This window comes from Sulfurovum sp. AR (assembly GCF_000296775.1).
In the GTDB taxonomy this organism is placed as follows: Bacteria; Campylobacterota; Campylobacteria; order Campylobacterales; family Sulfurovaceae; genus Sulfurovum; species Sulfurovum xiamenensis.
Map to the genome: position 1 here is coordinate 154301 of NZ_AJLE01000001.1, position 22008 is coordinate 176308.

Here is a 22008-nt window from a genome sequence, read left to right on the forward strand (position 1 = left end):
CGTATGATCTATGCACTTGTAGACAAGGAGACACTGAAGCAAAAGGGTGTCTCTTTAGAAGTACTTCTTCAGCATATCTCTACTTTTCCCAATATACCTATTCTCCAATACCGCAATAAATTGGCTGCTATTGAAGAGAAAAAAGAAGATCTTGAGATTATCCGGGCATATTATCATGGTATAGTCATCATCAATGATACGATTGAGCTTATTGCCCATGCGGACGGATTGCATCTTGGCCAGGAAGACCTTAGAGAGTACAGTCATGATCTGAAAGAAGCAGTTGACCTGGTACGTCAAAAGATAGGAAAGAAGATCCTCGGACTTTCAACCCATGATAAAGAAGAGATACTTTCGGCAAATGCTTTGGACCTTGATTATATAGGTTTAGGAGCCTACAGAGCGACTGACACGAAAAGTGAAGCCCATGTCGGAGGGACAACACTCCTTGAGGCAGCGAAATTATCTAAACATCCTGTGGGTATCATAGGAGGTGTTCGTATGGATGATGTGTTTGAAGCACCGATTGTCTATAAAGTGATAGGAAGTGGACTTTACGACGGTATAAAGTAGTCTCTGAGAATATTTCAGATTGATATGTTAGAGTAAAGAAGAGCGCCTCCTGATCCAGGCAGTAATATAATGAAAAAAATAAGTGAGAGTAAGAGTATGACAGATAAAGATGAGAATTATGCATTTCCATGGGGATTTCATATAGGAGATCTATACAAAGACAATGAGAGCCTCCCTTTATATACGCTCAGCAGTGACGGTGGATTCTGTCTATTGTATGACAGTGTCTCTGAAGCAAAGGCTGATAGGTTGCTGGAGAGTCTTTGTCTGGAACTTCTCTCAACCATGCCACATGAGAGTTTGAAAGTAGATCTTTTTGATTTTGGTAGAAAGAAGTTTTACAATCTTTCTCCTTTACAGTATGTTCAACTCTATAGAACAGCATATGATCCTAAGCTGATGTCAGCGCTTTTTGAGGAGCTTGAAGAGATGGTCATCTCCCGTCATAAAGAGCTGTTGTGCTGCAACAGGCCTACGATAAGCGAACATAATCAAAAATCAAAACTGAAACAGGTTTATCATCTGGTACTGATCAATTTGGAAAACTTCCCCACAGAAGAACTTGAGTTGAGAAGAATCAAGAATTTTGTAGAATCTGCTGTCCAGGCGGGTGTCTATGTGATTGCATTCGGTAATCAGGATATAGAACAAAGTGAAAATCAAACAACACAGACCATTCTGGAACATTTTAAGAAGCTGAGAGTCACCGAAGGTGAGTTTGCCATCACCAAAGAGATCTTTGAATTTGTTGAACTTTTGGAAGATCACACGTTTAAGTCGCTTGATCTTGACAAAGGTGCCCTCATGCAAAAAGCACTGACCAATGCAGACATTGAAAGTCTTATCAACCCTGAGAATATCAAACTGGAAGAGAATACAAAAGTCAACTAACAATGATGTCTAATGAAGCGATTTTAACTATTGAAGATGACAACAATGAAAAACTCTTTTATCGTTTCACCCCTGCAGCTTTAATCTCTAATTTTGTGCCCCTGATCGTTATCTTAGATGAGAAAGCAACACACTTTGAACACAAGATGTGGAATGTACTCACACCTTTGGATCATTTTGGATCTCAAAATAAAGATCTTTTACAAGAGTTGATAGAAAAAATCGCCGAAGAGTATGAGTGTGAAGATCATATTTATTTCTATGGGAGCGGTATGGGTGGCTATGATGCTATTTTGCAGGGTATTTTGTGCAGGGCCAATGCAGTCTATGCAGATGCACCCCGTATAAGATTACCACAAACAAGTGATAACGACACATCTACTAGGGAACATGATCTTACCAATTTTTTAAATGCCACCGATCCTTTTCCTGTGTTTTACCTGTGTGAAGATGAGAACACTTTGGAAGAGGAAACGGCATATTTTGTAGATGCCTGTCAACAACATGGTATCAAAGTGCATTTTGATTTTTGTCCGAAGTCAGACGATGAAACCGAGGTCATCAAAGAGGTTTTAGGTTTCTTTGAACGGATGGCTTCTGAAGGATAAAAGGGGATGATTAATGAATATTGATGTAGACTACTACAAAAAAGGATAAGTATGGATATGAGTATGCATATGGAGCCGATCAATCTAGTGAAGTCATTGAGAGGCACGTATAAAAAAGAAGATAAAGAGATGGTGGTAGAAGTACTTAATGCCTATAAGGAAAAGAATAACTGCAGCTATAAACATGCATACGACATGATGGTTGAGGAAAATCCATCCTATTCAGCATATACCGCATGGAGACGTAAGTTAGCATCCGGCCAAACCCTATAAGTAGGTTTTGACGATCTTCTCCCCAAGGTTGTTAGCCATTTGGTGCATCTCCCACCAGTATGCAAGTTCACGTGCTTTTTCTGACTCTTTGTTGTTCATTATCTTATCGAAAGTGTCACTATCCAAGTTTTCGATCTCATTAGACAATTGTGGAACACAGTCGACAAGAAAGTCAAAATCATACGAATCTGCACACTCTTGGACCTCTTCTGGGACCTCTTTACCTTGTGATACCAGTAGATAGACATATAGCTGACAGTTCTTACGTAGTTGTAGCTCTTTATTTGTAGGGCTCATGATCTGCTATCCTTTTTGAACATTCATAATGATCTATTTTTTGTTACTTTACCTTAGTAATGTTAAAGTTGCTTGAAGCTATTTGAAAACAGTTATTTTTTGAGTATAAGAAGCCTGCTTCAATTTCTTATTATTATTTTATAGGGTTATTATGCTCATACTTTTTAATCAAGTCAATGTTTCTAAGTTAAGTGACTGTTCGATAGGGAACACCTAAAGTACTATTAACGTATATGCAACTTCCTTTTGAGCTTTTCTAATCTTGTTTTACCATTATTATATCCTTGCACTACAGATTTTTCATACCAGTAAAGTGCCTTTTTATAATTTATTCCCACTCCCCATCCATATTCGTAACGTGCACCTAGCATTCCTTGAGCTACACCCAGTCCGCCGATTGCAGCTTTTTCACACCACATAAAAGCTTTTTTCTCATCTTTTGGTATCTCTTTATTTGCATAATACAATTTACTGATTTCATAGTAAGCGTATACATCGTTTTGTGCAGCAGCCTTTTTGAACCAATACAAAGATTTATGATGATTCTGTTGAGTGCCTTTACCTTGTTGATAAAACCTTCCAACTTTATATTGTGCTTGAATATGACCTCGATTTGCAGCATTCAAATAGTGTTGTAATGCTTTTTTTTCATCTTTTTGTATCCCATTTATACCGTATTCCAGACTTCTGGCAATATGATATTGTTCACTTGCATCAATTTGTTGAGAAGTAACAGGATCAAAGGATCTTGAAGCCCATGTCTCATTGTACTTAGGAACTTTATTGGTATTATTTTTATTTTTTAAATAGGATATTCTCTCTTTTGCAGCTTTATAACCCTGCTGATCGGCCTTTTCATACCAGTGAAGTGCTTTTTGATGATCAACATGAACTCCTTTACCATTTTCATATATAAATCCCAATGCATATTGTGAAGAGGCATCACCTTTTTGGGCATTTTTAAGGAAGAGGTTATATCCGCTTTTAAAGTCTTTTTCTCCTTCAGCAAAGACCATAAGATATGCTGCTTGCTTTTGGGCATATGCATCTCCATTTTTAGCAAGATCAAGATACAGTTCAAGTGCTTTCTTCTTATTTTTTTGTTCAATATATATTTGGGCAAGCTCTATTTTGGCTTTTTTACTATTTTGTTTAGAAGCATTGGTTAACCAATAAATAGACCGATGATCATCTTTTATAGAGATAGAACCCTTATGATAGATCTCTCCAAGATGAAGTTGTGAGAAAACATCTCCATTTTTAGCTGCCTTTTCATACCACTCTAAGGCCCTGGCTTTATCCTGTTCAACACTGTAACCTCTTTCATAGATCTGTCCAAGTGCCCGCAGTGCTTCAGAATTTCCAAAATATGCAACCAAATGGTAACGAAAAGTATCAAATACTGTAACATCTTCTACACGCATTTTTTGAGGTTGCGTAAAGAGTAGATAGATAGAAAAAAGCATGATGGCCGTAAGTGCTCCTAATCTTAGTTTTAAAGAAATTAAATCTGTTTTTGGTTTATTTGGAACTATAGGTTGAACCCTCTCTACAGGTTCACTAAAAATATTATGAAGCAGTGCTTTGATCTCTTGAAGTGTTTTGGGTCTATTATTAAGATCAGTAGATACCATACTGTTGATAAGCTCACATAAAAGTATAGAGTAACTGCTATTTGGCGTAAGTAGCTTAATGGAGTTTGCTGTTACAGGTACATTGTTATTTACCATAGTGTACATCAACAATCCAAGCCCATATATTATTTGAGTAGTACCATCTTTGGAATAGGGAACAAACTCATTATATCCGGCAAGCAGTACTTTAAAATCTTTCGAGATGTATAGCATATCCGCCTGTATGCTATTGATCATTATTCCATTATGTTGTAATGCTAGAAGTAGTTCTGTGAGCGATGTAGCAAACTTACAAATTTGCTCTTCTGTATATGAAGAGGTGACATTATCCTGTAAGCTCTTTTGCAGTACTTGTCCCTCAATATAGTTTGAGACTGTATATACAGTTCCATTAGCTTCAAAAATACCAGTTACGCGCGACATATATGGATGGCTAAAGTCTTTAAGTTTACCAGCAGTATCTGTCCATATTGTTTTACGACTATTAAAGGATTTATTTTTTGTTGGATGAACATAAACCATAAATGTATCATCCTCTTCCATAAATCGTTTAGCAATATCTTTTGGAAAAAATTCAGTTAAAAACATATGACGATTTAAACGCATATCTTCGACATGGTATGTAATTGTATCGTTACTGCTTGCTACTACACTCTTTATCCAATAATGCCTAACTTGCGTACCTTGCGATAGTGCATACAGATTATCAATCATTCTATATCCTTGAAAACAAAAGAAGTAAATATCATTTATCTTTTTAGTTTTATATATAAAAAAAATTATTATATAGGATTAGTATATGAGAAAGCTTAATTAAATCTTAATATCGATAGAATCAAAAAACTAAAAAAAGGGGACACATGAAACAGATTAAGAAGTATTTCTACATGTTTTTAACCATTTTCATACTTCTTAATGTAGTTGTCTATACAAATGTTTATACGCGATATGTCTCACATGCTCCTATGAACTTAAAGGAAGCAAGAACAGATCTTGTAAATGCAACTATGTTCCATGTGTATTACACATTTTTTGTCAAAACCGTACGTATAGATTTTCTTAACCCCATACTGTATCCGTTAAAGGCTCCCCGAGATCATTTTTATCATAAGGGCATAAATAAGATTCCGGACAATGAAGCGGAAAGAGCGATATGGTTTGATATGTTTGAAGTAAGACCCTACAACTTTTCTGTCCGTGCAAGATATGGTTCTATGGCTCGAATATATGGAAAAGAGGTTTCAAAAAACTTTATCGATAAAGTGTATGAGAATATCAAGTTGTTATCACTGTATGAGTTGAGTGACAAGAATACACCCGATATCAGTGAAGACATCTTAGAAGTTTATATAGATCTCATTCATCTATATATTTATGATTTTCATTTACATCCTAAAGGATTTTTGTTTAATAAAGAAAATATGGAAAAAGTCAGCACCGATTTTAATCTATATCAACGGTTTGAAAATATATATAAATGGCAAAATAGTTTAGTAGAACATTATGCTAAGGAACACAAAAATCAATACAAACGTGTCCTTGATCCCAATAAAGGCTGGTATAGTCCTTATAGAAACCTCATTGACAACAAGTTTATTCTTTCATCCTTTATCTTGTTTTATAAAGTGAATAATAAGCTATTTGATTGTGCAAAAGACAAGAAGTATCTGGTAGATCAGGAAGAAGGTATTAGAAAGTATAAAAAGCTTTTAAAAGCTCATTCCAAAAAATCAAAACAAAAACAGGTAACAAGCCGAATGGTTTCTTATCTTATTATGCCTAATAGTTTAGATACAAAAAACTCTCACTTAAATTTTGAGAATACGTTAGGGCTTACTGTAACTTGTAATGACTCAAACCAAAATCAAATATCTACACAAAACAAACTCTTAAAAAATACTCAAGCGCCAATTCGAGATAAACAAATTCATAGCTATTCTACTGAGTATAGAGGACTTAGGGTTGGGAGTTCAACCCTATCTGATGTTGTCAATGTTTTAGGTGAAATAATAGCCAAGATTAATAACAGTAACAACGTAAACTATAGATTTGATAAAGTAGATGTTACGATTCAAGATGCTACAGGTCATATAAACACGATTATTATTTATGATGAAGATTATGTAGATGTTAATGGATATAAGATTGGTACTTCATATGATGTGATAAGTAAGGACTTAAATGTTGAAGGTACTCACCAAGTATTAATAGAACGATCAAATGGAGTTATATACTGGTTTAAGAATCAACGTGTTTCAAGAATAGTATATGCTGCACAGTTGTAATTTTTGTGATAAAAAACTTTACAAATGATGAATTTAAAATATTTATAGAAGTAGGAATGTGTATGTTAATTAAAAAGATTTTATGGATTTTAGCTTTGTTGATTTCAACTTTGTTTGGATCGGTAGATTTTCCACAGGTTTATACTGTTTTTAAAAAAACGGACGATGCCGATAGAATTAAGAAAATAGTACTGAGTAAAGATCAAAAGCGCCTTTTGGTAATGCGTCATAACTCTGTGAGTCTCATGGATGCAAAAAATTTCAAAGTGATTAAAAAGATAACTTTTAAAGGTAGCGCTTGGGATTGTGACTTTGCAGAAGAAGGGTTTGTGCTTTTAACCCATCATGATTTTACTTACTATGATGATACAGGTACAAATCGTCTCTATTATACAGAGCGAAGGGACGGTGGACAAATAGCCAAAATGGATATGCGTAAAAACGGCTACATTGTCAATCTTATCAAAGAAATAGACAGGCCTAAAAAAGATGACATCGTCAAACGTATTTTAGAAATGCAGCGAACAGGGAACACAGCTAATATAGCGCATTTAAATCAGAGTGAAAAAAGGCTTGTAACATTAAACCTTAGAACCAAAGAGTACAAAGAGACAATTTACAAGACAGATTTCAAAGCTAAACATTATCTCAATGACATACGAGATAATGTTTTAAAAATTTCAACTGGAAGTCATACATATGACTATATCAATGTCCTCACTGGAACAAAAGTAAAGGATTTCCCAGGTGAAAATATTCTTCCAAATGGCAAACAAATTATTGATGCAAAAGAGCTCATTCTACAAGATATTACACAAAAGAAAGTGATTCAGTCCTATACTAAACCAGCAGGGCGTTTTAAATTTGGATGCATGGACCCCTCAGGAAAAAGATTTGCTATTCTGACTATAAATGAGCCTGTCTATGTATATGATATAAATAAAAGCGAACCGATTTTTTCACTTCCACGGAATCTTAATACATCTAAAACACGTAATTGCCTCTTGTATGATGACACTTTAATTCTGTGGGGAAAATCGATGCAGGCTTATAACATTAAAGATGCAAACAAGATAGAAAATGCTGTGAGCCGTTCGTTAGAAGTGATGCCTATTATAGGCAGCTGTACAGATGCATCATATGGTGTCAGTTTGTGGGTAAACACTATGTATGGCTGGGATGTAGAAAAGGGTCAGATGCTCTGGTACTCAATAGGCCCTGAATTTAACCGAAGTCATTGGGAAAATGCAAGTTACCTTATAAAGATGCAAAGTGATGACAAAATTGCCTTTGTTCAACCCTATGGGCAACGTGCTTTTAAAGAGTTAAGAGTGAATTTAGAGAATGGAACCTTTATAGAACAGGGAAACAAAAAACGTGAAAAATCTACAGGTAAATCAATCATATGTGATCCTGGAAGTGGCGAGGTGTGGTTAGAAAAAGAGTTTAGTTTTACTCATAACGGGGTAAGTTTTTATGCTTTGAGCCAAGGAGAATGGCTGGTCATTAGTAATAATGACGGGTATTTTAATGCTTCCAGCAAAGATGCTCTTTCCCTACTGCATAAAGACCATAAAGCACTCACAGATGAAGACATAGAAAAATGGTACAGACCCGATATCATTCAAGCAAAATTATCAAATAAAATAATTGAAGAACTATCGAAAAGAAAAACAAATTTTAAATTACCTGAAAAATCACAACTTACAAATCAGTATTTTGCAAGTATATTGCAAGGAGTTAAAACTGGGAATAATTACGACAGACTTATGCAGTTACTGAAACTAGCAACTCTTGATCAGATCAGTCAAATTGTCGATGCCATTCCAAATGATGAAAAAGGTTATTTCTACTTTTATAGAGCATTGAGTGTCAAAAAGTTTCGTCACAAGCAACCAGAGCTTTTTAGTTTTCTAGATAAACGGGTAGAGAACCTTTCTTCATACTCAAATGAAGTTCCAGCCTTACTAGAGTATCTCATGAGATTTAGGGTGTATAAAAAAACTCCTGAATTTAGGAAAAAGAAAGAAATATTAATTGAAAGTATTTGGACAAAATATAAGGATAATGAGCGTGTTAAACTTATGATTGCATCAATGCGTAAAACTGATGAAGCATACACAACAATTTATTGGGATGTGTGGGAGCAAGAAGACTATATCACAAAAGAACATTTGGAGATTTTATATGAAGAAAACCCTTTAAGGGCTCAGAAGTTAGCAGTTCAATCATTAACAAACTTGTTAAAGAAACTTGATCAATTGGGGTGTAAAGAGGATCAGTTAAATACAAATATTTGTCAGGATGACTTTGAGATGAAAACATATGGAACTTTTAGGACACGTATTAGCACTCTGTATGACTTTTTAATAACAGATAAAACAGCTGTACCTTTGGATCCATTAAAAAGAATTACAGCACAAAAGGTAAAAACATTTTATGCAGATAATGAGGCTGATAGATGGGGAATAAATGCTCAATATATAAAATTTTATGCAAAGTATAGTAATGAAGTTGAAAAGAAAGAGTTAATAAAATCAACTAAAGACTTTTTAGAAAAAGCAATTTTTCAAACTGACTGGAAGCAATACTGGAACAGTAGTTATTTTCGAGATAAAAACTCAAAAATAAAAGCAATTCACAAGGGCATGCTAGAAACCATGCCAAAATATTTTTTGCAATTAGAATCAAGAATAATTGCTTCTGACAATCGATATTTACATGAACATTTAGACTACCTCATAACCGATATAGAAAAAAATCCTTTTGTTCAGAAAGCAATGATCCAAAGTATCTTAGAAGAATTTCATGACAATGGATATGTAGACTACCAATATATTGGTAGATTATTAAATACAAATAGCAAAGAAATTCATTTACAAGTTATAGATATGTTTAATCAATTCAAAGATTGCAATAAAATAAGGGATAATTACCGATATAAGCTCAAACGTGTTTTATCTCTAAAAGAATATATGCGTCTTGAATGTGATCCGTTATCTAATGAAAGTATCCCATATAACAAGCAAGAAGAGTACGCACCATTGTATAAGACAATGCAAAAATAATAATTGGAATGGAGAAGGGAAGTAATGCATTACATAGGAATTATTGGTATTCTTTTTATAGGGGTAGGAGTATTTTTATTTGTTGTTCAAACAATTTATGCTGGTTGTCACTTAAATAGCACTCAGTTTAAAGATTACGAAAACATTTCTAAAAAACCTTTAGATATACGTACAGAAGATGAAAAAAAACTAATGAAAGATAGTTGGGCTAGATACTATTTTACAAAGGTTAGGAATATTGGCTATAAAGTTGGACTACCATTATTGGGTTTAGCGTTATTGTTTGATTACATTATAAAATAAAGGATACTGATGTTTGACCTACGGTATTTATGTGTTGTTGGGATTATTTTAATAATATTTGGTCTGTGGCTACATGCAACCATTTATTGGGATCTTAGAAATGCTCCTGCTTTTAAAAAGAAGTTAGAAGATCTTGCACTGAAGAATAAAAAAGATATTAGTTTTGGAGATAGGGTTAATTTAAATATACCAAGGTTCGGGAAGAAAATTGCAAAAGTATCTACATTGAGTGGCTTGATTATTGTTTTTATAAGTTGCATTAGTAAAATGGTTTTTTAACAATAAATTGATTTAAAAGGAATAATTTTATGAAAGAATGTCCAAGTTGTAATGAAAATCTCATAAAATATTCTATCTATGGTATCATTTATAAAGATAATACTTTCAGATGGGAAAAGTAGATAATGAACTTTGAACAGTTAGATACATATATACGTGCTAAGCAGGGTGTGACTTTTGATTATCCTTTTGATGAAAAGGTTCGTGTTTATCGCATTGCTGAAAAAATGTTTGCTTTGACCTCAGAGGATAGACCTATATCAGTCAATCTCAAATTTGACCCGCTTTATGCTTTAGAGCTACGTTCTCTCTATAAAGGTATCATAGCAGGGTACCATATGAATAAAAAGCATTGGAACACAGTAACAGTAGAGGATTCCGATGTAGATGATGAAACAGTGAAAGAGCTGATAGACCACTCTTATGATCTGGTGTATGAGAAATTGACCAAGAAACAAAAAGCCTTACTGGGTTAAAGATGAATACGATAAGTATACAATACTTCCAAACACCTGTCGGAGAAATGATCTTAGGTTCCTATGACGATAAACTCTGTATGGCTGACTGGCGATACAGAAAGGGTAGAGAAAGTATAGATAGAAGAGTGCAAAAGGGTCTTCATGCCATTTTTGTCGAAGAAGAGAGTGAGGTGTTGAATTTGGCTAAAGAGGAACTGGAAGCGTATTTTAAAGGCTTACGTCAAAAATTTGATATTCCTTTGTTGTTGGTTGGCACAGAGTTTCAAAAGTCTGTTTGGAAGGGACTTCTTCAAATTTCTTTTGGTACCACTGTTTCTTATAAGGATTTGGCGCAAAATATTGACAACAAAACAGCAGTAAGAGCTGTAGCCTCAGCTGTAGGTGCCAATGCTATGTCTATTTTCATACCTTGTCATCGTGTTGTCGGATCTGATAGTTCTTTGAGGGGCTATGCTGGTGGTTTGGAAGCAAAGAAAAAGCTATTGGCACTTGAACAAAATATCTTTACGATATAATCATTTTATATTTTAAAGTAGGTAAAAATGGAAAAGAAAAACTTTTTTGAGTCTGTCTATGAGAATGCAGACCATGATGATCTTTCATCTATCCCATGGGCGACACTTGCGCCTAACGTCTATTTGGAAAAACACTTAGCCATGCAAGGACCTGTTGTAGGTAAAAAAGCACTGGTTATCGGATGCGGGTTAGGTGATGATGCACTGATCTTGGAAAAATATGGCTATGAGGTAGAAGCATTGGATATCTCTCCTTCGGCTATAGCTCTGGCGAAGAAGAGACACTCTGATAGCAAGGTTGATTTTCATGTAGGCGATATCTATGATATGCCGTCATCTTCTGTGGGGAAATATGATTTTGTTTATGAAGGGCTGACCATTCAGTCTTTACCTCCTTCAGATAGAGAAAAATTGGTGGGTATCATCGTTTCTCTTGTGGCCAAAGAGGGAGAACTGTTTGTCTATGCGCATGCACAGGATGATACAGATAATTATGGTGGACCACCATGGCCATTGTATGCAGATGAATTTACGCTTTTTGAAAAAGAAGGGCTGGAACAAGTGTATATTGAGAAAGAAACAGAGAGTAAACCCGTAGCACCCTATAAGTGTTGTGCACTGTACAGAAAATAGGATAACACATGTCGATCCAAAAGATCATCCTTATTCTCCTAATTGCAGTGTTGAGTTTGACGACGGACAGTGCAACAAAACTCTACAGTATGGTGATGCATTATGAACGTTACACTGCAGAGTTGGAGAAAAAATGTATCACTTTGGATTTTGGAAAGATAGTCTACCTTGAAAATAGTGTCAAAAGTGATAAAACACTGCTGTTCGTTCACGGTTTTGGCGGGAACAAGGATACATGGAACAGACTGATCGAAGCAATGGATGAAAAGTATCATGTCATTGTGATAGACCTTCCTGGACATGGGGAGAGTATTTCAGAAAAGACGTTGGGATATACGATGTCGGAGCAGGCAAAAAGAGTGTATGCCTTTATAGAGGCTAAACATTTGAAAGGCTTTTACCTTTTTGGTCACTCTATGGGAGGGTCCATTGCTCTACACTATACAATAAACCATCCAGAGACACTCAAAGCACTTATCCTCATAGATACTATGGGTATGGTGAAAACAAAAAGCGACGGTGTGAAACTCGTAGAAAGATCCGATAAAAACCCGCTTTATGATGTCTGCACGGAAGAGCGGCTGGAAACACTTTTACGCTATTCTCTCTACAAGCCTCCCTATATCCCGGATATCATTAAAGAGGCCATGCTCAAAGAGAAGTGTGAAAGACGTGATCTGGAAAAAATACTCTATGAGGATATGTATAAAGATGTCTGTTGTTTCAATGAGCTTGCAAAAAAGATCGATATCCCCACACTGATATTATGGGGAGACAAAGACAGGATGACACATATAGACAATGCAACACTGTTTCATGAGACCATTAAGAACAGTAAACTGGTCATTTTGCAAGAGATAGGACATGTACCGATACTGGAAGATCCTGAAAGAACGGCTGATGAGGTTGAAAAGTTCATCAAACAAGTGCATCATCCTTAGTGCCGGAATGCTCATATTTCATTTAACGGCTTCGTTAGAAGATACCCACCTACAAGTATAGGAATGATACCTAAGACTTGACGAAGTTCTGGCACTTCATGGAGGTAGAAGTAGGCAAAGATAAGCGTCATCATAGGGACCAGTCCCAGCATGGCAGAAAGTTTGGTGATGGATGTACGGTGCAAGGCTTCTATCCACATGATCTTTGAAACGACATAGATCAAAATACCGATAAACAGTAATGAAGGCAGAGCCGCCACAAATGCATCGTACTCTACAGCAGGTTCAAAGGCCCATGCCATAAGGGCTATAAAAGGCAGACCAACGAATGTTCTAAATCCCAGAATGGTCTCTGAAGAACAAAATTCACGCGCTCTTTTCTGGTAGAGATTGGCAATAGGTGCAATGGCAGCTGCAACCAAGATAAGCAGATCACCTTTATTGAATCTCAGTTCATCAGGAATGAGGATGATGAGCGCTCCAATCCCCATAATAAAAGCACCCCATAGATGTAAAGTATGCATCTTCTCTTTTCCAAAGAGATTGAAGTAGAGGTAAGAGAAAAGCAGCTGCAGGAATATAATGACTGCCATATTTCCAGCCGTAGTGTATCGCATTCCTATGAAAACAAATGCAAAGAGTGAAGTGATCCAAAAGCTTGTCAGCAGCAGGTCTTTGTAGGCTTCTTTGTTCTTAAGCTCTTTAAATCTATCCCGTTTGAACATGATTACGATAAAAAAGATTAAAGCGATGAAAAGAGAATAGGTATAGGTATGCAGTGCCCCTATGTAGGACATAGCGACGATAGAGAATATGGGAAACCAGGACTCAAGTATAGCAAGGCCAACCATGAGTATTTCACCTTCTCTTTCCTTTGTCATCTGTTCCCTTTGTTTTTTAACTTATTGTATCGAAACTCTACTACACATAAAGTACAGCCTAAATAGAGTAAGATAATAAGTATAAATCATCAAGGCAGGGTATATGTATCAGAAAAATTCTAAAAAAACGGTTCTCATTCTCTTTTTTCTACTCTCTAGTACCTCTCTTTTTGCCGGAGAGAGTATGTTTGTACAAAGTACGATTCATATGATGTTGAGTGCATTTGTCGCGGGGATCTTACTGACCTTCACACCCTGTGTTCTACCGATGGTACCGATAGTCTCCAGTGTTATTGCAGGTCAGGGGGAAAATATTACCAAGACAAAAGCGGTGATACTCTCTGTCTCTTATGTTCTGGGTACGGCAGTGACCTACGCGCTTATGGGTGCACTGGCAGGAGCGACAGGTGAACAGTTACAGTCCTATTTTCAAAATATCTGGGCTATCAGTGCGATGAGTATGGTCTTTGTTGTTATGTCATTGTCCATGTTCGGACTTTTTACGATAGAGCTTCCCTCCTTCATACAGTCTAAACTAAATGCAGAGTCACAAGGTCTCAAAGGTGGAAAATTGGGTATGGTCTTCCTGCTTGGAATGATCTCAGCACTGATCCTGGGTGCCTGTGTCTCACCTATACTGATCTCGTTCTTATCTGTAGCGATCTCTTCAAGTGATCCTGTACTGGGTGCCATGACGATGTTCTTTTTGGCTTTAGGTATGGGAGTACCGCTCATTTTATTGGGTGTGGGTGCCGGATATATACTGCCTAAATCCGGTGCATGGATGGAGAAGGTGAAATATGTCTTCGGGGCACTGCTTCTTGGTGTAGCTATAGAGATATTTTCTACGCTTGAACTTGTGAATACCCTCTTACTCTGGGGTATCTATGCCGTGGGTATCAGTATCTATCTTGGTGCGACACAGGCACTTGACAGTGAGAGCAGCGGATGGAAAAAACTTCAAAAAGCATTGGCTACAGTGTTACTGATATGGGGTACCATACTGATGGTAGGTGCAGGGTATGGAGAACAAGATATCTATTATCCTCTTCCTAAAACCTCTGTAACATATCTGCAGGATGGTAAGGTCAAACTCTCCGGTGCATTGCCTTTTGAGGAGATCGCCAATATTACAGCTTATGATATAAAACGACGACAGGCGATGGATGAAAACAAAACGATGGTCGTCTTTTTCCATACCGATACATGTCCGGTCTGTAAACACTTAAGGGACACGACTTTTAAAGACCAAAGAGTACAAGAAAAACTTCAAAAAGACTATGTAGCCGTGAGTGTCAACATGAGTGAGAAAACAGATATAAAGATAGAAGAGATCAAACAAATGTTCCAAGTTTTTGGACCTCCAGGTTTTGTCTTCATCGGTCCTAATGGTAAAGAGATAAAAGATGCAAAGTTTTACGGGTATCAAGAACCTGAAGAATTTTATGATACATTAGATCTTATAGCAGAGTAAAAAAGGTTTCAAACGCATCAAATGTACACCTCTCTTTGTAAATGTTTTGGAAAGAGAGGTATTGTTGCCAAGTGACTGTGCATTTTAGTTATAATTTTTCAAATAAGAACAAAGGACAGATCATGATGGAAGAATCATTAAATGTTTTGGGTGAACCCTTAGAGCCGTGCAGTTTGAAGCCTCTCACTGGCTTTCATAGAGATGGCTATTGCAATACAGGTGATCATAATCCTGCGGTGCATGCGGTGTGTATCTATGCGACAGAGGAATTTTTAGAATACTCCAAAAAAGTGGGAAATGATCTCTCTACGCCCATACCGGAGTATAATTTTGCAGGGGTTAAACCCGGACAAAGCTGGTGTCTGGGCGGTCATAGTTTTGTGAAAGCACACCTGGATGGTATGGCACCACAGATCTTTATCCATGCAACACATAAAAAAATGCTTGAACTGATCGATCTGGAAACGTTGAAACAATATGCTATAGATCTATAGTCGTCTACCACATACAAATTTTATGATAATAGATTTGGGAGAGTTGATACTTATCTCGTACGCTTTTCTCCTGAACAGAAGAATGACTTTCTGCTTAAAACAAGAGACGTAAGCGCACGATCTTAAAAGTGACAGTTACATAGTGCATCCACAGAGAAGGAAGACTAAATAGTAGCCCCCTTGAAGGAAGTGTTACTAGAAATGATTTCGTAGCTCTCTGTGTGCAAAACGTGATAAGTACGTTGGTCTATGCGTGTCACCTGGATTTCCAGATTTTCACTTAGTCGTCGCATTTCTGCGATGCCTCCGTAACTCTTACCAAGTTTGAGACATGAAGACCCATTACCTATCGCCTAAACTTTAGGCTTATTGTCACTGTCATATAGTAACAAATTTGTGTGTAATGAGTGTGTAGTTAAATAGCATTAATCGATAAATAAATCCTGTTCATCTTTTTTAGGCATCCGACAATGCTCCATCTTTCCAAATATCCTATAACGGTGTTTAGCTATAAGGTCATAGATATAGTCTCTTATTACTTTTGGAATGAGATAAAAGATATTTGTCAAGATCCATATGCCACCCAAACTTCTTAGTATTCTTAAGATAGCAGTGGACTTATAATAGAGTGCTCCATCTTCATACAAGATTATGCTTTGTAGATCTTGTTCTACATTCAGCGTTTTCATAAATGCACCCTGTAAAGAGGTGTATTTTAAAGTTTTATTTTTGTCTAGTTTCATGAGGATATCTATGCACTTGTTACAAAAAAAACACACTCCATCGAAGACAACAACCCTCTTCTTTTTTTGAACTTTGAACCAGCTGGGATTATAAGAAGGATAGGTGAGTCCCATTTTTTATCTTTAAATAGAAAAAGGTACAGTTTGGTAGTGTGCTTCTGAAGTACTCTCTGTCACACAAGTCAGTTCATAGACCCATTGGTGTAGGTCAAGCATATCTTCATAGATCTTGAAATTTCTCTCTATGATCGCTTCAGAGTGGAATGTTTCATCAGGCGGGAAGGTCGTATATGCATACATTGCACCATAGAGGTAGAGATAGGCATAGGTATCCTCTTTGTCCAGTCCCACAGGGTAACGTTTGAATTGGGGTTCGGGTACTGTATAGCCTTTTTTCTTGAGCTCTTTTAGGATGTGATGTAAACTTTCTCTCTTTGCATTATTTTTGATGTACACTCTGTATTTTGCAAGTAAGGGCGGCTTGAAATTCCGTATACCTGTTGTGATAAAGACCTCAAAAGGGTCATAATGCATATAAAAAGAGCTGCTTTGCATACGATGCGTTGCACCCTGCCAAAATATGATCCCGATACGTTCTTTGATCGGGTCAAGTCTGTGAAATCTTGCATCACGATAGATACGAAAGAGAGACTTGTTTATTTTGGGTATGGCGTGAATATGGGGCACCAGTACTTGTAGATGCTCACCCATCTCTTCCACATACGCTTTATTGGGTGCAACGATATACTTCTCATACTCCTCTTTATGGTCATCAAGCCACTCTTTGGAATTGTTGATAATAATATTACTGAGGAAGGTTAGTCCTTCTTTGGGAAAACCATTGAAAACCATTAGATTCCTTTGATCTTTTGCCAGAGTAGGCCTAGATATTCATGAAATACAATACGTGATTTCATGAGTGCTTCAGATGAAAAGAAGTCGGTATAATTTAAGTGCTGTATACTTGCCAAATGATTCGTTGGCGCAGGTATGGGATTGAGCCCTTCATTCCTAAAAAAGTTTAGTGCACGCGTCATATGTGATGCTGAAGTAACCAATATAAATAGTTCCTGTGCCAATAACTTTTTGCTTGCTTGTGCTTCTTCTTCCGTATCTCTAGTACCTAGATATAAAATGATATCATCTTTATTGACACCTAGTGATATAGCCAGTCTTTGTTGTATTACAGCATGTTCTGTAGTGTCATATAGACTATGATTCCCAGAAAGGATGATCTTTGCATATTTATGTAGCTTCAGGTAATGACGTATCCCTTCATTTAACCTAACAACAGAGGCATCACGTACCTGAGATGTAATGGGTAAACTTTCATCCGAATAGTGACCACCACCTAGAACATAGATATATTTGACATTTTTAGGCGCATTATTCAGTGTCGGAGTATTTGACTCAAGACTGTATAAAAGCGTGTTAGCAACAGGTGGATAGGAGAAGAAAAATAGCCATAAGATACTCAATGTAAGCATCCATTTTGCTGGTTTTATTTTGTCTCTGCTGAGTAAGAGTAAAGCCAAAACGATGAAAAATACCCCAAGAGGAAGGGGCATTAAAAACATAGAGATAAATTTTTTGAGTAAAAAATCCATTATCTACTCAACGGCCCTTGTTTCATCAGCACCAAGTTCCATGACTTTCCAAGGTAAGCCTTGCTTATTCATCTCTTCCATAAATGGATCAGGATCAAGTTCTTCCATGTTAAAGACACCTTTGCCTTCCCATTTGCCTTCGAGCATCAGTTTTGCTCCGATCATTGCAGGTACACCCGTTGTATAACTGACTCCCTGGCTCATCACTTCTGCATAACACTCTTCATGGTCACTCACTTGATAAATGTAGATGGTTCTCTCTTTACCATCTTTGAGTCCTTTGGCAAAGATACCGATATTCGTTTTACCTTTCGTACGTGGTCCTAAACTTGCAGGGTCAGGCAGCAGAGTAGAAAGGAATTCCATTGGAACGATCTTCATACCTTTGTGTTCGACCTCTTTGATTCCCAACATTCCCACATTTTCCAGACACTTCATATGGGTCAGATAACTTTGTCCGAATGTCATGAAAAATCTGATTCTTTTGAGCCCCTTGATATGTTTGACCAATGATTCCATCTCTTCATGGTAGAGCAGGTAGCTGTCTTTTGGTCCCACTTCAGGATAATCCCACACCTGCATGATCTCCATAGGTTCTGTCTCTATCCACTCTCCATTTTCCCAGTATCGTCCCTTTGCGGAGACTTCACGAAGATTGATCTCAGGGTTGAAATTGGTGGCAAAAGGATAGCCATGATCTCCTGCATTACAGTCAAGAATGTCTATGGTGTGGATCTCATCGAAATAGTGTTTTTGCGCATAAGCACAAAATACGTTGGTGGCTCCAGGGTCAAAACCTGATCCAAGAAGTCCCATGATGTTCGCTTTTCTGAACTCTTCATGTCTGGCCCACTGTTCCTTGTACTCAAATTTAGCCGTATCAGGATGCTCGTAGTTCGCTGTATCGAGGTAATCTACCTGCATTTCCTCACAGGCATCCATGATGGTAAGATCCTGGTAAGGAAGTGCCACATTGATCACAATACTTGCACCCGTAGCAGCAATAAGTTCTTTCAGTTCAGGTATAGAATCTGCATCGACTGCCCGTGTCTGTATCTGCACGCCTGTTTTCTCTTTGACATTTGCAGCGATGGCATCACACTTACTGAGCGTACGGCTTGCCAACGTGATATTCCCAAAGGTATCGTCATTCATTGCACACTTAAAAGCAACAACATTTCCGACACCACCGGCACCGATGATAAGGGTATTTTTAGACATAAGAACTCCTAGTTAAGTTATTTGGTTATTTTATCACAAATAGTAGTGATTTATGACATAGCTAAGTCCAAATAAGAGTGGCATAAACAAAAGTGTACTCAGCAGTATAAGTGAAGTGACATCTTTAGGTTTGCAGTCATAGAGGGAAGCCAGATTGATATTGGCAACGGCCAAAGGTACCATCATCTCCATAAAGATCACACCCTGTACAAAAAGCGGCAAGTCTGTCAAAGAGAGTATGAGAGCAGTAGCCAACGGGACAATGATGAATTTCTGGCTTATCGTACCTATAAAGAGCTTTGGATGCAGCTCTTTGATGCATATACCCTGCAGGAATGTTCCCAGCAAGAAAAGCTGTAAGACGATACCAGCATACGCCCCCATTTTGAAAAACTCAATGATCTCCGTACTCAGAGGCACTTCATAGATATTGATAAGTATCGCTACAATGGAAGCCGGGATAATAGGGATCCTGATAATGTTCAGAAGTGATTCTTTGATACTGAAAGAACCACGCGAGTAGATGTAGACACCGATGATGTAGACGACAAATACATTGGCGATGTTGATCAGGGTCGTGTAGATGACAGAGGCTTCTCCAAAGAGGGCGATACCCAATGGGATACCGATATTGCCCGTATTTCCTACAAATCCGGCAATGGAAAAGATGGCTCTTTCCTTGGGATCACTGAAAAGTGCTTTACCCAGCAGGATCGTAGGAAAGAGCAGGAGAAGGATAATGGCAAGATAGATCAGCGGAACATAGAGGTGCTCGCTGTGCAGTCTGGCTGTACTGAAACCCCAAATCGTGACAAAGGGCTGTAAAAAGTAGACAGACATCAGTGTCAGCGTTTTTGGATTCATCTCTTCTTTGAAGATGCGTTTAGCCATATAGCCTAAAAGTATAAAAACATAGACAAAGAGTATGCTCATTAGTGTTTCAATCATGAGAAGGATTATAACTTATTTTGGGTATGATTCTTTAATAACATATTTAGGATTTTTTATGGATTTTTCTTCTTTAGAGACTTGGGGTTATTTGGCTATTGCATTTTTTGCATTTGGCGGTTCACTCTTTATCGTTGCAGCAGCAGGTGTATTTTCATTTATGGGTAATATGGACTTAAGTATTGCATTGGCTGTGGCAACAGTATCAAACTTTTTAGGAGATATCTTTTTATTTTATCTGGGAAAATACCAGAAAAAAGAGATACAGCCTTATTTTGCAAAACATAAACGTAAAATAGCCCTTGCAACGCTCATCATGCGTAAGTATGGAGTATGGGCCATTTTCATACAGAAGTTTCTTTATGGGATCAAAACCCTTGTACCGCTCTCTATGGCACTTGCCAAATATGACTTTAAAAAGTTCGCTTTCTATAACGTTTTTGCCTCTATTGTCTTTGTATTGACGATAGGATTGAGTGCGTATTATTCAAGTGAGGCTATCATTGCAGTGTTTGAGTATATTAAAATAAATCCATGGATCGCACCGGTGATCTTGTTTAGTATTATAGGTGCTGTATGGTTTGTTATGGAAAATATGACCAAGAAAAAAAGTAGTTTATAGTAAGAAAAAGTAGTTTAAAGTGAATGTAGACCAAGATGTTCTCTTGATCTACAGCATAAAAAGGGTCTTACTTTTTACTCTGTACAAACTTTTCGATACGTCTGATACCCTCACGGATCGTTGTGATATCAGTAGCAAATGAGAATCTGAAGTAACCTTCAGCTCCGAAACCTATACCTGGAACGACAGCAACACCTGTTGACTGAAGCAGTTCTTTACAGAACTCTATAGAGTCATTCGAGATATCTTTGATATTGACGAAGAGGTAAAATGCACCTTGTGGTTTAAGTACGGAAAGACCGTTGATCTCATTAAAGAGTTTCACTGCCTCTTCTGCTCTTCCTTCAAACGCTCTTCTCATCTGTTCTATTTCGGCATCGACTTCACCAAGCAGTGCAGGGATAGCCGCTTTTTGTGTAATAGAGTTGATGTTTGATGTACTTTGGCTTTGAAGTTTGTTCATGGCAGCTATGAGTTCTTTGTTCGGTGTTGCCAAGTATCCAAAACGCCATCCTGTCATCGCTACAGATTTACTGAGACCATTCACGGTGACAGTTCTTTGGAACATATCTTCACTGATACTTGCTGCAGCTACAAAGTCAATATCATAGACAAGCTTCTCATACATTTCATCACTGACTACCATGATATCCGTACCTTCAAGTACTGCGGCCAGTGCTTCAAGTTCTTCTTTAGAATAGACTGAACCTGTAGGGTTGGATGGAGAAGTCAATATGACCATTTTTGTTTTAGGTGTAATAGCAGCACTGAGCTGATCAGCAGTCATTTTGAATCCACTTATCTCATTAGTTTCTACAATGACAGGTAGAGCGCTTGCATATTTAACCAATTCAGGATAGGTTACCCAATAAGGTGAAGGAATGATGACCTCATCACCTTCATTCAGCACCGCTTGAAAAAGATTGAAAAGGGACTGTTTCGCCCCATTGCTTACAATGATGTCTGAAGGTGCGTAGTCAAGGTTATTGTCTCTTTTTAGTTTGGATGCTACAGCTTCCAAAAGCTCGGGTATACCCGGTACAGCAGTATATTGTGTAAACCCATCATTGATCGCTTTGATAGCCTCATCTTTGATACGTTGAGGTGTCCCGAAATCCGGTTCACCAGCAGAGAAAGAAAGAATATCTTTTCCTTGCGCTTTTAAATCACGAGCAAGTGAAGAGATAGCAATAGTCAGTGAAGGAGACAGTGTTTGTATACGGTCTGAAAGCATATTAA

Annotated in this window: 24 protein-coding genes; 15 read left to right on the top strand and 9 right to left on the bottom strand. The window is 37.3% G+C overall.

The features are described from left to right. Window positions 1–3: 3 nt before the first annotated feature. From SULAR_RS00730 to SULAR_RS00745, 4 genes are all read left to right on the top strand, one after another. Window positions 4–573 carry a thiamine phosphate synthase gene (locus SULAR_RS00730; protein WP_008241921.1) on the top strand — a complete coding sequence of 190 codons (570 nt, stop codon included), beginning with the start codon at window positions 4–6 and terminating at the stop codon, window positions 571–573. Between the two features lie 69 nt (window positions 574–642). Continuing rightward, window positions 643–1464 carry a hypothetical protein gene (locus SULAR_RS00735; RefSeq protein WP_008241922.1) on the top strand — a complete coding sequence of 274 codons (822 nt, stop codon included), beginning with the start codon at window positions 643–645 and terminating at the stop codon, window positions 1462–1464. 2 nt (window positions 1465–1466) lie between these two features. Then, on the top strand, window positions 1467–2072 hold the full coding sequence (locus tag SULAR_RS00740) for a hypothetical protein (protein WP_008241923.1): 606 nt from the start codon (window positions 1467–1469) through the stop codon (window positions 2070–2072). A 51-nt stretch (window positions 2073–2123) separates the two neighbouring features. After that, a complete protein-coding gene (locus SULAR_RS00745; RefSeq protein ID WP_008241924.1) occupies window positions 2124–2345 on the top strand; it encodes a hypothetical protein in 222 nt (73 codons plus the stop codon). On the opposite strand, the gene SULAR_RS00750 is transcribed toward SULAR_RS00745, so the two are convergent. After that, window positions 2340–2642: a hypothetical protein gene (locus SULAR_RS00750; RefSeq protein WP_008241925.1), complete on the bottom strand. Its 303-nt coding sequence runs from the start codon at window positions 2640–2642 to the stop codon at window positions 2340–2342. The two genes, SULAR_RS00745 and SULAR_RS00750, sit on opposite strands and share 6 nt — an antisense overlap. 224 nt (window positions 2643–2866) lie before the next feature. After that, entirely contained in the window at window positions 2867–4990 is a 2124-nt protein-coding gene (locus SULAR_RS00755) for a Sel1-like repeat-containing protein kinase family protein (RefSeq protein ID WP_008241926.1), read from the bottom strand. A 146-nt stretch (window positions 4991–5136) separates the two neighbouring features. On the opposite strand from SULAR_RS00755, the gene SULAR_RS00760 reads away from it, so the two are divergent. The 8 genes from SULAR_RS00760 to SULAR_RS00795 all read left to right on the top strand — a co-directional run bounded on the left by SULAR_RS00760 (window position 5137) and on the right by SULAR_RS00795 (window position 12779). After that, on the top strand, window positions 5137–6561 hold the full coding sequence (locus SULAR_RS00760; RefSeq protein WP_008241927.1) for a hypothetical protein: 1425 nt from the start codon (window positions 5137–5139) through the stop codon (window positions 6559–6561). Window positions 6562–6623: 62 nt separating this feature from the next. After that, window positions 6624–9629 (top strand): hypothetical protein, encoded by a 3006-nt coding sequence (locus tag SULAR_RS00765; RefSeq protein ID WP_008241928.1) that lies wholly within the window; start codon window positions 6624–6626, stop codon window positions 9627–9629. 24 nt (window positions 9630–9653) lie between these two features. Further along, a complete protein-coding gene (locus SULAR_RS00770) occupies window positions 9654–9932 on the top strand; it encodes a hypothetical protein (protein ID WP_008241929.1) in 279 nt (92 codons plus the stop codon). A 9-nt stretch (window positions 9933–9941) separates the two neighbouring features. Then, complete coding sequence (locus SULAR_RS00775) at window positions 9942–10211, top strand: hypothetical protein (protein WP_008241930.1); 270 nt, start codon at window positions 9942–9944, stop codon at window positions 10209–10211. A 125-nt stretch (window positions 10212–10336) separates the two neighbouring features. Further along, window positions 10337–10687, top strand: a complete 351-nt coding sequence (locus tag SULAR_RS00780) for an MmcQ/YjbR family DNA-binding protein (RefSeq protein WP_008241932.1) — start codon at window positions 10337–10339, stop codon at window positions 10685–10687. A 2-nt stretch (window positions 10688–10689) separates the two neighbouring features. Beyond that, a complete protein-coding gene (locus SULAR_RS00785; RefSeq protein WP_008241934.1) occupies window positions 10690–11205 on the top strand; it encodes a methylated-DNA--[protein]-cysteine S-methyltransferase in 516 nt (171 codons plus the stop codon). Between the two features lie 27 nt (window positions 11206–11232). Beyond that, window positions 11233–11838, top strand: coding sequence for a bifunctional 2-polyprenyl-6-hydroxyphenol methylase/3-demethylubiquinol 3-O-methyltransferase UbiG (locus SULAR_RS00790; protein ID WP_008241936.1), 606 nt, complete (start codon window positions 11233–11235; stop codon window positions 11836–11838). A gap of 8 nt (window positions 11839–11846) precedes the next feature. Further along, the gene (locus tag SULAR_RS00795; RefSeq protein ID WP_008241937.1) at window positions 11847–12779 is read left to right on the top strand and encodes an alpha/beta fold hydrolase; all 933 of its coding nucleotides are present in this window, start codon (window positions 11847–11849) and stop codon (window positions 12777–12779) included. Window positions 12780–12790: 11 nt separating this feature from the next. Here the strand turns inward: SULAR_RS00795 and SULAR_RS00800 are convergent, their stop codons facing one another. Continuing rightward, window positions 12791–13660, bottom strand: coding sequence for a DMT family transporter (locus tag SULAR_RS00800; RefSeq protein ID WP_008241939.1), 870 nt, complete (start codon window positions 13658–13660; stop codon window positions 12791–12793). A 103-nt stretch (window positions 13661–13763) separates the two neighbouring features. On the opposite strand from SULAR_RS00800, the gene SULAR_RS00805 reads away from it, so the two are divergent. After that, complete coding sequence (locus SULAR_RS00805) at window positions 13764–15134, top strand: protein-disulfide reductase DsbD (protein WP_008241941.1); 1371 nt, start codon at window positions 13764–13766, stop codon at window positions 15132–15134. A gap of 122 nt (window positions 15135–15256) precedes the next feature. Next, window positions 15257–15628: a DUF2237 family protein gene (locus tag SULAR_RS00810; RefSeq protein WP_008241942.1), complete on the top strand. Its 372-nt coding sequence runs from the start codon at window positions 15257–15259 to the stop codon at window positions 15626–15628. Window positions 15629–16053: 425 nt separating this feature from the next. Here the strand turns inward: SULAR_RS00810 and SULAR_RS00815 are convergent, their stop codons facing one another. Genes SULAR_RS00815 through SULAR_RS00835 form a run of 5 tightly spaced genes read right to left on the bottom strand, consistent with a single transcriptional unit; the run spans window position 16054 to window position 20147 of the window. Continuing rightward, window positions 16054–16485 carry a thiol-disulfide oxidoreductase DCC family protein gene (locus SULAR_RS00815; RefSeq protein WP_008241943.1) on the bottom strand — a complete coding sequence of 144 codons (432 nt, stop codon included), beginning with the start codon at window positions 16483–16485 and terminating at the stop codon, window positions 16054–16056. 9 nt (window positions 16486–16494) lie between these two features. Beyond that, window positions 16495–17223, bottom strand: a complete 729-nt coding sequence (locus tag SULAR_RS00820) for a TIGR02453 family protein (protein ID WP_008241945.1) — start codon at window positions 17221–17223, stop codon at window positions 16495–16497. Next, on the bottom strand, window positions 17223–17978 hold the full coding sequence (locus SULAR_RS00825; RefSeq protein WP_008241946.1) for an ElyC/SanA/YdcF family protein: 756 nt from the start codon (window positions 17976–17978) through the stop codon (window positions 17223–17225). Before SULAR_RS00825 ends, SULAR_RS00820 begins: the two co-directional genes overlap by 1 nt. 3 nt (window positions 17979–17981) lie before the next feature. Continuing rightward, window positions 17982–19199: a saccharopine dehydrogenase family protein gene (locus SULAR_RS00830; RefSeq protein ID WP_008241947.1), complete on the bottom strand. Its 1218-nt coding sequence runs from the start codon at window positions 19197–19199 to the stop codon at window positions 17982–17984. Between the two features lie 33 nt (window positions 19200–19232). After that, window positions 19233–20147, bottom strand: coding sequence for an AEC family transporter (locus tag SULAR_RS00835; protein WP_155993619.1), 915 nt, complete (start codon window positions 20145–20147; stop codon window positions 19233–19235). 58 nt (window positions 20148–20205) lie between these two features. Here SULAR_RS00835 and SULAR_RS00840 point away from each other — a divergent pair, with 58 nt between their 5' ends. Further along, window positions 20206–20769, top strand: coding sequence for a DedA family protein (locus SULAR_RS00840; RefSeq protein ID WP_008241949.1), 564 nt, complete (start codon window positions 20206–20208; stop codon window positions 20767–20769). 67 nt (window positions 20770–20836) lie between these two features. On the opposite strand, the gene SULAR_RS00845 is transcribed toward SULAR_RS00840, so the two are convergent. Continuing rightward, entirely contained in the window at window positions 20837–22003 is a 1167-nt protein-coding gene (locus SULAR_RS00845) for a pyridoxal phosphate-dependent aminotransferase (protein WP_008241950.1), read from the bottom strand. Window positions 22004–22008: the final 5 nt, after the last annotated feature.

Coding starts and splice junctions, on each gene's coding strand:
- SULAR_RS00755 (WP_008241926.1), bottom strand. CDS start 4,990: ATGATTGATAATCTGTATGCACTATCGCAAGGTACGCAAGTTAGGCAT.
- SULAR_RS00795 (WP_008241937.1), top strand. CDS start 11,847: ATGTCGATCCAAAAGATCATCCTTATTCTCCTAATTGCAGTGTTGAGT.
- SULAR_RS00790 (WP_008241936.1), top strand. CDS start 11,233: ATGGAAAAGAAAAACTTTTTTGAGTCTGTCTATGAGAATGCAGACCAT.
- SULAR_RS00785 (WP_008241934.1), top strand. CDS start 10,690: ATGAATACGATAAGTATACAATACTTCCAAACACCTGTCGGAGAAATG.
- SULAR_RS00735 (WP_008241922.1), top strand. CDS start 643: ATGAAAAAAATAAGTGAGAGTAAGAGTATGACAGATAAAGATGAGAAT.
- SULAR_RS00830 (WP_008241947.1), bottom strand. CDS start 19,199: ATGTCTAAAAATACCCTTATCATCGGTGCCGGTGGTGTCGGAAATGTT.
- SULAR_RS00810 (WP_008241942.1), top strand. CDS start 15,257: ATGATGGAAGAATCATTAAATGTTTTGGGTGAACCCTTAGAGCCGTGC.
- SULAR_RS00745 (WP_008241924.1), top strand. CDS start 2,124: ATGGATATGAGTATGCATATGGAGCCGATCAATCTAGTGAAGTCATTG.
- SULAR_RS00805 (WP_008241941.1), top strand. CDS start 13,764: ATGTATCAGAAAAATTCTAAAAAAACGGTTCTCATTCTCTTTTTTCTA.
- SULAR_RS00825 (WP_008241946.1), bottom strand. CDS start 17,978: ATGGATTTTTTACTCAAAAAATTTATCTCTATGTTTTTAATGCCCCTT.
- SULAR_RS00845 (WP_008241950.1), bottom strand. CDS start 22,003: ATGCTTTCAGACCGTATACAAACACTGTCTCCTTCACTGACTATTGCT.
- SULAR_RS00760 (WP_008241927.1), top strand. CDS start 5,137: ATGAAACAGATTAAGAAGTATTTCTACATGTTTTTAACCATTTTCATA.
- SULAR_RS00730 (WP_008241921.1), top strand. CDS start 4: ATGATCTATGCACTTGTAGACAAGGAGACACTGAAGCAAAAGGGTGTC.
- SULAR_RS00740 (WP_008241923.1), top strand. CDS start 1,467: ATGATGTCTAATGAAGCGATTTTAACTATTGAAGATGACAACAATGAA.
- SULAR_RS00835 (WP_155993619.1), bottom strand. CDS start 20,147: ATGATTGAAACACTAATGAGCATACTCTTTGTCTATGTTTTTATACTT.
- SULAR_RS00840 (WP_008241949.1), top strand. CDS start 20,206: ATGGATTTTTCTTCTTTAGAGACTTGGGGTTATTTGGCTATTGCATTT.
- SULAR_RS00815 (WP_008241943.1), bottom strand. CDS start 16,485: ATGGGACTCACCTATCCTTCTTATAATCCCAGCTGGTTCAAAGTTCAA.
- SULAR_RS00780 (WP_008241932.1), top strand. CDS start 10,337: ATGAACTTTGAACAGTTAGATACATATATACGTGCTAAGCAGGGTGTG.
- SULAR_RS00775 (WP_008241930.1), top strand. CDS start 9,942: ATGTTTGACCTACGGTATTTATGTGTTGTTGGGATTATTTTAATAATA.
- SULAR_RS00765 (WP_008241928.1), top strand. CDS start 6,624: ATGTTAATTAAAAAGATTTTATGGATTTTAGCTTTGTTGATTTCAACT.
- SULAR_RS00750 (WP_008241925.1), bottom strand. CDS start 2,642: ATGAGCCCTACAAATAAAGAGCTACAACTACGTAAGAACTGTCAGCTA.
- SULAR_RS00820 (WP_008241945.1), bottom strand. CDS start 17,223: ATGGTTTTCAATGGTTTTCCCAAAGAAGGACTAACCTTCCTCAGTAAT.
- SULAR_RS00800 (WP_008241939.1), bottom strand. CDS start 13,660: ATGACAAAGGAAAGAGAAGGTGAAATACTCATGGTTGGCCTTGCTATA.
- SULAR_RS00770 (WP_008241929.1), top strand. CDS start 9,654: ATGCATTACATAGGAATTATTGGTATTCTTTTTATAGGGGTAGGAGTA.